The following is a 10,096-nucleotide window of genomic DNA, read 5'->3' as shown; positions in this document are numbered from 1 at the left end:
TTAAGTAACATGATTATTTAATTTATTCCAAATAGTTTGATTTAGGGCAGTTTTTCTTAATTAAGTTGTGGCGCCATGATAGCGGGATGTCATAAGCTGAAATGAATATTTAGCTCATAGTTAAGAGGGGAATAAATGTTACGTTCCATTATTTTAACTGGAGATTCGACTTCGCATGGCGGCAAGGTGCTGGCGGGTGATGGCGGGTTGGATGTGTTAGGGAAGAAAGCGGCCCGGGTTGGGGATCCGGTATCCTGTCCAAAATGTGGTGGTCATCAAACCATCGTGGAGGGGACGCCGGGCATAGTCGGCACTAATGGGCAAATGTACGCACTGGAGGGGATGAAAACGTCTTGTGGGGCGAGATTGATTGCTTCGCAAAGTCTATTTCAGGCAATAGGGTAGCGGTAAAAGGTAATACTTTGCCTGAAATAGAGTGGGTTGGTTCAAATATGGATGCTCAGTTTTTTATTCTCTTTTTACAAACTACCCGGTTGGCGTGGTGGATTTCGGCCTGACATATTGGTCGTTGCACTGCGGATGTTTTGACCAACTATATCAATGCTAGCCTGAAATGGCGGGAATGGCAGAGTAATACCATGCTTGTGAAATTCTTGCAGAATAAGCTGGTGAACTTCATGGCGGACAGGCATCCGGTGCCCCATTTCAGCGGCATAAATACGTAATTCAAATATCTGAATGCCATGCTGGAGATCAACTAGATACACTTCAGGCGCTGGGTTATCCAGGATCAGAGAGCTGCGTTTGGCCGCATTTAATAGGATCTGGGTGATGTCTTCGCTGTTATTCTCTGCCGGAGCAGGAATTGTCAGTACGATACGGGTGATGGTGTCTGACAATGACCAGTTAATAAACTGCTCAGTGATAAAGGCTTTATTAGGAACAATAATCTCTTTCCTGTCCCAATCTGAAAGCGTCGTTGCCCGTGTATTGATCTTGGTGATACTGCCGGTCAGATTGCGGATAGTGACGGTATCACCGATACGGATGGGCTTTTCAAATAGGATCATCAGGCCAGAAACGATGTTGGCGAAGATTTCTTGTAAGCCAAAACCAAGCCCAACTCCCAGTGCTGCAACGAGCCATTGCAGTTTTGACCATTCAAGGCCAATTAGCGAGAAACCTACTAGGCCACCGATCAGCGTAATGGTGTATTTGGTTAGTGTGGTAATGGCAAAACCGGTACCTGGGGCCAATTCCAGATGCTGTAATAAGGCCAGCTCAAGCAGGGCAGGCAGGTTACGTACCAGTTGTGTCGTGATAATAATCACTAGTATGGCGATTAATACCGAACCCATTGTGATGGGTTGAACTGTTTCTACATTGTTTATCGTTGTGGTGACATCCCACAAGCGGATATTTTCTAGGAATGAGAAAGCTGAATGGAGTTCTGACCAGAGCAAAATCAGTGAAACTAATGCAAACATAGTCAGAATTGAGCGTACCAATCCCAGAGATTGAGCACTGATTGCATCCAGGTCAATAATGGGTTCGTCAACTTCAATGGAACCTTCGATGCTGCTTGATCCCGTTGAGTCATCTTCGCCTTTGGCGCGTTGAGCCAGAATTTCCGCTCGCCGCTGTTTTGCCCGTTCAAAAGCAATCCGGCGCCGCTGAATCAGCATCCAGCGCCGGATAATATGGTAAATAACCAGCAGGAAGAACCAGATAGCAACGGAAGTCTCCAAACGTCCCAGTAATGCCTGCGATGTACTGAAATAGCCCAGTATGGAAGCCAAAGCCGCGATTATCGGCGCAGAGAGTAAAATCCACCAGAGAGCAGTATTGATAACGTTTTCACCGGAGCCATTTTTATCCAGATAGAGCGGGACTCTTGCCCGTTTCAGGCTGCTGGTAATCAAGCTTAAGGAGACGCACAGCGTCAGGAAACAGAGCCTGCCAAGTGTGGAGGCAAATTCTCGATCACTGTAATGTTCGAAAGTGATTAATGCCATCACCAATGGCACGATGGCAAAGATGGAGAGTTGGTAGAATCGCAATGCGCGTTTGACTCGCTCTTCCGGCCAGCGAAAATGGGCAATGAAGAGCCCATTTGGGTGTGCAAATGTCGCACTCAGAATAAAGATCCATAATACGGGAGTCGTCGCACTGACGCCATATCCAATGGCGATCGCCATTGGATACTGCCAGGCGCTTTGCAGCCCATAGCCGATCGCAGACCAGAGCATTGGCAAAGGTAACGCAACAATGACCGACCAGAACACGGTACGCAAAGTAAGGGAGAAGTGATCATATGTTACTTTGCCGATGCGGTTACTCGCGCGTTCAAGAAATGCGTGATAGTGGCGGAGAGAACCGACGCTGAATATGACAAGAAATAGTGCGCCAAGCAGATATAGCAGCGTATCCTGAGTGGTCAGCATGACTATCAGGGCCCCACTTAACTGAGAGAAAGTATCCAGTGATAATAAGCGGGTCAGATTCTGCACCACACTAATAGGGTAATCGAGCGAAACAGGATTAACATCTGCGACCCAGAACAGATAACGGTGGGTGGCTTCCTTTACTTCTGTCAGTGCATCGTTTAGCTGGTTGGTAGCGACTTTCAGTTTGGTTAGTTCAAGAATCTCACTGTCATAACCAGATAATAGTGAATTGAGTAATTCTTTGCGGGTACGAATCAGGGAATCGTAAATTCGCTCTTGTTCGGCCGTCAGTGCAACGTTGTTTGCCTGCGCTGGTTTTGCTTCTTTTTGTAACTGTTCCAGCATATCTTCGTATTTCAGCCGATCGACCCTGAATTTGATAATATCCCGGTCAAGTTGCTGAGGTTTAGACATGTCCGGCAAACGGGCAAGCTGAGTTCGCAGTGCTTCTCCTAGCGTCGTGGAGCCTCCAAGCCATTGGGCCTGTTCACGAATGGTACTCAATGCTTGCCGGACTTGAATCGTATCACTCGCGGCCTGGCGTTGCTTTGAGCCGATGGTATTCATTCGTTGCGCTTGCTGATTTAGCTCCTGAGATAAATGACGGTTCAGTTGTAATTCATCAAGCAGAAATTTTGGTAGCTGACCACTTTGTTCTGCCAGCATTTCTGTATGTTCCAGAGCTAATTCTGCTTTTTGCTGGCGTTGGGTGTTAAGCTGGCTGCGGAGTTGTTGCAGCTCAAGATCAAGTCGCTGATAACGCTTTTTGAACAGATCAACTCGCATACGGGAAATTTCCTGCCGGTTATTGGCAGAAAGTTGAGCTATTTCCAGTTCATTAACTGTAGCTTTGTGAGCATTTACTTCGGCTTGAGCTAAAGCAAATTGGGCTTCTCCTAACGGAGTGGAGGGTGTTTCTAATGATTGAAGGCGAGAGGATGCTTCAGTCAGAAGGCGTCGTGCTTCTGATTGTTGTTGGGGTAATAATCCAAGGGAGTCGCTGATTTCCCGTCCTTTATCCTGCTCTTGCTGTAATTGTCCACCTTGGTCCAGTAACCGGCTGCTGATCTGAATGATCTGTTGCTCAAGATTTGCGATTGGCTGGTTAGCAGGAACCTGGCGGGGAGTATCACTTTCAGCAAGTAACTTTTGGCGAAGCTCTCTGATTATTTTTGGGAAATCATCAATGGTAGCCTGATATTTCTGTGTCCTGTCATTAGCAGATTTAGTATCAGTAATCCAATTGAGCGCTCCTTGGAGCGCCTGAGCAACTTCTGCATCCTGCGGATTTTTACTGGATTCAATTTGTTTCAGTTCTTGTTTGAGCTGGTTTTCATCGAGTTGAGTAGCAGCAAAAACTGGACTAATAATGAGCAGGCTAAGCAATAAGCTGACAATCAGGCGCACGATAGAGGGCTCTCCTTGGAAAGGGATTAGCTTATGTTATCAGTGGGTTCTTCAGGCATTATCGCCTGGGCCAATAGTTCACCCATGCGGGTTGCTGAACCACTGCTTAAATTCCCGGCTAACTGCACCTGATTTGCTGCGAACAGGTTAATAACGGTAGAGCCCAGTTTGAAGCGGCCCATTTCCTCGCCTTTCTTAAAAGAGACGGCGCCAATTGTACCGGCTTCAGGGTAAGTCCAGCGTTTGATAATACCTTCCCGTGGTGGCGTAACCGTCCCACACCAAGCCATTTCAATACTGCCGACGATAGTTGCACCAACCAGAATCTGTATCATTGGACCAAATTGAGTATCAAACAGGCAGATGACTCTTTCATTACGGGCGAACAGGTTTGGCACGTTGGCAGCAGTCAACGGATTGACAGAGAACAGATCGCCTGGGACATAGATCATCTCTTTCAGCAATCCATCGCAGGGCATATGTACACGGTGATAATCCTTTGGTGATAAGTAAGTCGTTATAAACTGCCCATCACGGAATATCTCTGCCAACTGATGATTGCCGGCTAGTAGAGCTTCAAGGGTATAGTGGTGTCCTTTGGCCTGAAGTATCTGGTTTGTCCTGATATTACCTAACTGACTGATAATACCATCAGCAGGCAGTGCTAATTGATGTTCTTCGCTGACAACCGGGCGGACATCGTCTTTTAATGGACGGATAAAGAACTCGTTGAATGTCGTATAGGCGGAAAACTCAGGCGCTTTCGCTTCATGCATATCTACTTTATAAACACGGGCAAACGCCTTAATTGCTAGTTGAGTCAGCCAGCCCGCCTTTTTATTTGCAAACCAGCCTGCCAGATTCGTAATTCCTTGTTTAGGCAATAAATAATGCAACCTGATTTTAATGTTATCCAGCACGTCAACCTCTTGGATGTTATTTTATCGGCAAATTAGATAAAAGGGGGCTATTGTACCCGTCCTTTTATTTAATGTCAGTTAGCTATCGTTATTTGTAAACGTCTTGCGTGGTTTAATTTGGTCCATGCTGTCGAGAATACGGTGATAATTTTCAAAGCGTTCTTCAGCTATTTTGCTATCTTCTACTGCTTTCCGTAACGCACATTCTGGATCATCCCGATGTTTACAATCGCGGAATTTACAGCTTCCCAGATAATCGCGGAATTCGATGAAACCCTGAGTTATCTGTTCTGGTGTTAAATGCCATAGGCCAAATTCTCGTACACCTGGAGAATCAATCACATCACCGCCATGTGGAAAATGATAAAGGCGGGATGCCGTGGTGGTGTGTTGACCTAAACCGGAAACTTCTGAAACCTGATTAACCAGAATTTTTTCTTCATCTTCCGGCAGGAGCGTGTTCAGTAAACTTGATTTACCCACTCCAGACTGACCGGCGAAGATACTGATTCTGTCTGCGAGCATTTTTAGTAATTCTTCCATACCTTCGCCAGTATGGCTTGATAACTTTAATACTCTGTAACCAATATTATGATACGTGGACATGACTTCATCGACCCATTCACGGCTTTCTTCGTCCAACAGGTCAATTTTATTCAGCACAATCAATGGCTCAATGCCCAGTGTTTCACAGGCAACAAGGTAGCGATCGATAATATTGAGTGAAAGTTCAGGGAGAATGGCTGACACAATAACTATCTGGTCAATGTTGGCGGCGATAGGTTTAACGCCATCATAGTAGTCAGGGCGTGTCAGTACAGAAGTCCGTTCGTGAACCGCTTCAACAATGCCATTTACTTTAACGTCTGTTTGCGTTTGCAGCGAAGGACGCCATACCACCCGATCACCTGTGACTAATGAGCGGATCGTTCTGCGGATATTACAACGTTGTATAGAACCGTTTGCTTCTACATCAGCATGTTGGCCGAAACGGCTGATAACCAGCCCCTCCTGAGGTTCACCTAACTGGCTATCATCCATTTCAGGTTTATTATCCTGTTTTTTCAGTCTGCGCTGATGATTTGCCTGTACCCGCCGTTGCTGGCCTTTGGATAATTTATTTTTAGCCACCGAGCCTCACTTGTTCCATATTTATCGCTGCTATTTTCTAAAAGCGCTATGATACACCATTAATAAGAACTATCTCTCCAACCTAGGATATAACATGTCAAAAAGTGAGCACAATCTTATCTGGATAGATCTGGAAATGACGGGTTTAGATCCAGAGCGGGATCGCATTATTGAAATTGCGACAATTGTCACCGATGCAAATTTGAATATTCTGGCTGAAGGGCCGGTCATGGCGATTTATCAGTCTGATGAGCAACTTGCTCTGATGGATGAATGGAATGTGCGTACACATACTGGCAGTGGGTTGGTTGAACGTGTTAAAGCAAGCAAAATAGATGATCGTGCGGCAGAGAAGGCGACGATTGCATTTTTGGAAGAGTGGGTTCCCGCAGGGGCTTCACCTATTTGTGGTAATAGTGTTGGTCAGGATCGGCGTTTCCTGTTCCGTTATATGCCGGAGCTGGAAGCCTATTTTCACTACCGTTATCTGGATGTCAGTACATTGAAAGAATTAGCCCGTCGCTGGAAACCGGAAATTCTGGCGGGATTAAAAAAGCAGAATACTCATCAGGCATTGGATGATATCCGCGAATCAGTGGCTGAATTAGCTTATTATCGGGAACATTTTATTCAATCGGAATAAGACAGTTTTATTTTGTCCTCTGCTGGTTATGATAACGCAAGCTCAGTGTGACGATTATTAATCCCCATTGGTGTTTATTAAATCGCCACTTGACCGAAAAGTTTGTTTTTTTGCGTTGAAGGGGCTTGCGAGCGCAACGATTTTTCGTATAATGCGCTCCCCGTACCGATGAAGAATTTTATCAGGTATGGCATACTGAAAGATATGCGGGAATAGCTCAGTTGGTAGAGCACGACCTTGCCAAGGTCGGGGTCGCGAGTTCGAGTCTCGTTTCCCGCTCCAAATTTCGATTTGTGATCAGTATGTTATTTCAGGCTATCATTAGCCAATCAGTGACGCGGGAATAGCTCAGTTGGTAGAGCACAACCTTGCCAAGGTTGGGGTCGCGAGTTCGAGTCTCGTTTCCCGCTCCAAAGTTTTAAGTCGGTTATGTTGTTTCAGGCTATAATTAGTCAGTCAGTAATGCGGGAATAGCTCAGTTGGTAGAGCACGACCTTGCCAAGGTCGGGGTCGCGAGTTCGAGTCTCGTTTCCCGCTCCAATCCTTATTTTCATGCCGATAATCCAGCAGTGTTCTTTTCCTTATATCAATCCTATTTTCACGTAATAGAACCCGTTGCATGATGTTGCAAACATCGTCTTGGGGTTTTTGCATTCATGGCGTTAACTGAATGTTTAAATTGTGCGCCGACTCTACAGCTAATGTATGATGTTTGTCCGTTAAGAGTTATTGCTTGGTTATAGGCTCTTTGTCTTTCTTTGGCACAGGACACGCAGGAAGGGGAAAGGCATGATCCTTTAACTCCGAAAGTTTTTTCAACTTCTGCTTGCCAAACTTTTGAGGGTGGTACATAATGCACTCCTTTCGACGACGGTCTATTTAAAAATCTCTGTTGAATCAATAAGTTAAGTGGGATTCGAGCAATTTGCTTCCCTCTCCAAGTTTCTTCCCCAATGATAATACTCGCTTATTTTGATTCGATTTTTGGACTATAGGGTTTGGTGTTGATTTCTATTTTTTATCCACAGAATAGAAAGTGATTTCTTGGTAAATAAGTACGACACCTTAAAATTACCACACAGACTTATCCACAGGCTGTTTCTTTCAAATTTTCTTGATCTTACATTTTATAAAATCAATATTTCTTCTGTAACTCATTGATAGTTTTTTGGAATAATCCTTTGTTAAGAAATACCATACTGATCACTTGCGCTTTTTTTGAGCGTTGATCAGCAAGGGATTTTTATTTTATTCACAGGAAAATTATTTGAATTTTTTTATACACCGTCAGGATGGCTAATAATTAAGCATCTCTGGGTAAGCCTTTGGTTATCGCTCGGATCAGCCGTTTTTGTTGAGAAGTTTGTACATGGACAGTATTAGTTGCCCGGCGAGTCATTTGTTGGTCAATAGCCCAATGAATATGCTCATCAAGCATTGTGTTTAATCCTAGTTTCTGTCGTAGAGATAGAACGATGTTGTTTTGATATGGCGCGTTTCCCAAGGCAACCGCAATATTGCGTAACCAGCGTAAATGCCCGATACGGCGGATTGCAGAACCTTCTGTTATTCGCAGGAATTTTTCTTCATTCCAATTGAATAAATCCAATAATTCCGGCGTATGTAATGTTGCCCGGGGGCTGAAATCAACTTCATCTGTTGGTTTATGCTGCAAGGAACCGCAGTATAGCATAATCTGTTGCAGGCCAAAAATAGTGAATTCAGCGGTGAAACTGAGCAGAAGATGTTAAATGTTGATAATAGAGTTGTGTTAGGGTTATTGTTTTAGCTGACGAATTAATAAAACAGCAGATATTATTCGATGAAAGAACTTGTTTTATCACTTCAAGATGAAGAAGCGACGGTTTCCCTTGGAGGCTCGGTTGCGGCTGCCTGTAATCATGGCAGTGTAATTTATTTATATGGTGATTTAGGCGCCGGTAAGACGACATTCAGCCGTGGTTTTTTACAGTCCCTGGGCCATCAAGGGCATGTAAAAAGCCCAACCTACACTTTGGTTGAACCTTACGCTTTAACACCGAGGCCGGTTTACCATTTTGATCTTTACCGGTTGGCTGATCCGGAAGAATTGGAGTTTATGGGAATTCGTGATTATTTCCATCAGGATGCTATTTGTCTGGTGGAATGGCCTCAGCAAGGAGAAGGTGTATTGCCGGATGCGGATATTAAATTACATTTGAGTTACCAGCCCGGAGGGCGACAGGCACATTTTATTGCTTTGTCTGAATATGGTGAGAGTCTGCTAGATAATTTGAAATATTTATGAGGGATCACCAAACCATGATGTACCCTTTAGTTGCAAAAATGATAAAGAAATGGCAAATCAGTTTTATGATAATTTGCTGGCTGTTTATCATGATGAGCAGTTTAGTGGTGGTAACAGCGACAGCGGCGACTTTATCCAATATCCACGTGAGTAATAGTATCAGTGAATCAAAAGTGACGATGGTTTTTTCAGGTAATCGCCCTGATTACAGCTTTTTCCCATTGCATTCACCAGAGCGTTTAGTGGTAGATATTCACCAGTCAGGAAATATTATTGGCTTGCCAATGAATTTGCCGGGACTGGATTTAGTGAAGAAAATTCGCGCCAGTCAGGCGCCTGATGCACAAAAAAAACGTATAGTGTTTGAACTAAATAAAAAAGTTAAAGTCAACTCTATAGTGCAGCAGTCGGGTAGTGAATATCGGGTTATTTTTACCTTGCGGGCTTCTGGTGCTTCTGTCAGTAATCCTGTTTTCAGAGAAAGTTCACAACAGGCAGCCAGTAAATCAGTTATTACTGATAATAAACCGGCGGCGACAAAAAAGGCGACTCCACAAATTACTTCCAAGGGAAGTCAGCGAGTTGTTGTTGCTATTGATGCGGGACATGGTGGACAAGACTCTGGCGCGATCGGGCAACATGGACTGAAAGAGAAGAATGTCACTATTAGTGTTGCGCGTAAATTGGAAGCGCTATTGCGCAATGATCCTATGTTCAAACCCATTTTGACCCGTAACGGAGACTATTTTATTTCTGTTGCAGGTCGTTCTGAGGTTGCGCGTAAGCATAGCGCGAATATGCTGGTTTCTATTCATGCTGACGCTGCGCCCAATCGCAGTGCGCGTGGTGCCTCTGTCTGGGTACTGTCGAACAAGCGAGCAAATAGCGAATTGGGTAATTGGCTTGAGCAGCATGAGAAACAGTCTGAATTACTGGGCGGTGCAGGCGATGCATTGGCAAATGGCGCAGATCCTTATCTAAGCCAGGCGGTACTGGATTTACAATTCGGTCACTCTCAACGGGTGGGCTATAACGTTGCAGTACAGGTTTTGAATGAGTTGCGCAAAGTTGGTTCATTACATAAACGTTCGCCAGAACATGCCAGTTTGGGTGTGCTACGCTCACCGGATATCCCTTCAATTTTGGTAGAAACTGGATTTATCAGTAACTCATCTGAAGAAGCATTGCTTGGTTCCAGTGATTTTCAGGATAAGCTGGCAAGCGCTATCCATCGTGGATTGCGCAACTATTTTCTGGCGCATCCATTACAGGCTGCACCTAAAGCAGACAGGAAGTAAGG

Annotated in this window: 7 protein-coding genes, 3 tRNA genes and 1 pseudogene; 7 read left to right on the top strand and 4 right to left on the bottom strand. The window is 44.7% G+C overall.

Going from position 1 to position 10,096, the window contains the following annotated elements; genetic code table 11:
* Window positions 1-135 precede the first annotated feature (135 nt).
* Window positions 136-405 carry a PAAR domain-containing protein gene (locus ABR397_RS12895; protein ID WP_350306086.1) on the top strand — a complete coding sequence of 90 codons (270 nt, stop codon included), beginning with the start codon at window positions 136-138 and terminating at the stop codon, window positions 403-405.
* A gap of 74 nt (window positions 406-479) precedes the next feature.
* On the opposite strand, the gene mscM is transcribed toward ABR397_RS12895, so the two are convergent.
* The 3 genes from mscM to rsgA all read right to left on the bottom strand — a co-directional run bounded on the left by mscM (window position 480) and on the right by rsgA (window position 5,866).
* Entirely contained in the window at window positions 480-3,815 is a 3,336-nt protein-coding gene (mscM, locus tag ABR397_RS12890; protein WP_350306085.1) for a miniconductance mechanosensitive channel MscM, read from the bottom strand.
* A gap of 26 nt (window positions 3,816-3,841) precedes the next feature.
* Window positions 3,842-4,735, bottom strand: a complete 894-nt coding sequence (asd, locus tag ABR397_RS12885; RefSeq protein WP_350306084.1) for an archaetidylserine decarboxylase — start codon at window positions 4,733-4,735, stop codon at window positions 3,842-3,844.
* Between the two features lie 78 nt (window positions 4,736-4,813).
* Window positions 4,814-5,866 carry a small ribosomal subunit biogenesis GTPase RsgA gene (gene rsgA / locus ABR397_RS12880; RefSeq protein ID WP_350306083.1) on the bottom strand — a complete coding sequence of 351 codons (1,053 nt, stop codon included), beginning with the start codon at window positions 5,864-5,866 and terminating at the stop codon, window positions 4,814-4,816.
* 94 nt (window positions 5,867-5,960) lie between these two features.
* Here rsgA and orn point away from each other — a divergent pair, with 94 nt between their 5' ends.
* The 4 genes from orn (at window position 5,961) to ABR397_RS12860 (ending at window position 7,049) form a co-directional block, all read left to right on the top strand.
* On the top strand, window positions 5,961-6,509 hold the full coding sequence (gene orn, locus ABR397_RS12875) for an oligoribonuclease (protein ID WP_350306082.1): 549 nt from the start codon (window positions 5,961-5,963) through the stop codon (window positions 6,507-6,509).
* A gap of 206 nt (window positions 6,510-6,715) precedes the next feature.
* Window positions 6,716-6,791: transfer RNA gene (locus ABR397_RS12870), tRNA-Gly, on the top strand.
* 55 nt (window positions 6,792-6,846) lie between these two features.
* Window positions 6,847-6,922, top strand: a tRNA-Gly gene (locus tag ABR397_RS12865).
* A gap of 51 nt (window positions 6,923-6,973) precedes the next feature.
* Window positions 6,974-7,049 (top strand) — tRNA-Gly (locus tag ABR397_RS12860).
* A gap of 763 nt (window positions 7,050-7,812) precedes the next feature.
* Here the strand turns inward: ABR397_RS12860 and ABR397_RS12855 are convergent.
* Window positions 7,813-8,172, bottom strand: a pseudogene (locus tag ABR397_RS12855) (tRNA epoxyqueuosine(34) reductase QueG); the annotation flags it as partial.
* Window positions 8,173-8,331: 159 nt separating this feature from the next.
* Here ABR397_RS12855 and tsaE point away from each other — a divergent pair.
* Both tsaE and amiB read left to right on the top strand, forming a co-directional pair.
* Window positions 8,332-8,796 carry a tRNA (adenosine(37)-N6)-threonylcarbamoyltransferase complex ATPase subunit type 1 TsaE gene (gene tsaE, locus ABR397_RS12850; protein ID WP_350306081.1) on the top strand — a complete coding sequence of 155 codons (465 nt, stop codon included), beginning with the start codon at window positions 8,332-8,334 and terminating at the stop codon, window positions 8,794-8,796.
* A gap of 14 nt (window positions 8,797-8,810) precedes the next feature.
* Window positions 8,811-10,094 carry an N-acetylmuramoyl-L-alanine amidase AmiB gene (gene amiB, locus ABR397_RS12845; RefSeq protein WP_350306080.1) on the top strand — a complete coding sequence of 428 codons (1,284 nt, stop codon included), beginning with the start codon at window positions 8,811-8,813 and terminating at the stop codon, window positions 10,092-10,094.
* Window positions 10,095-10,096 lie beyond the last annotated feature (2 nt).

Source organism: Photorhabdus viridis (assembly GCF_040256935.1).
In the GTDB taxonomy this organism is placed as follows: domain Bacteria; phylum Pseudomonadota; class Gammaproteobacteria; order Enterobacterales; family Enterobacteriaceae; genus Photorhabdus; species Photorhabdus viridis.
Note: the sequence above shows the minus strand (reverse complement) of the source record. Positions and strands in the feature narration are given on the sequence as shown.

Bases quoted from the DNA above. Each gene is read 5' to 3' on its own strand.
- ABR397_RS12895 (WP_350306086.1), top strand. From the start codon at position 136: ATGTTACGTTCCATTATTTTAACTGGAGATTCGACTTCGCATGGCGGC.
- orn (WP_350306082.1), top strand. From the start codon at position 5,961: ATGTCAAAAAGTGAGCACAATCTTATCTGGATAGATCTGGAAATGACG.
- tsaE (WP_350306081.1), top strand. From the start codon at position 8,332: ATGAAAGAACTTGTTTTATCACTTCAAGATGAAGAAGCGACGGTTTCC.
- amiB (WP_350306080.1), top strand. From the start codon at position 8,811: ATGATGTACCCTTTAGTTGCAAAAATGATAAAGAAATGGCAAATCAGT.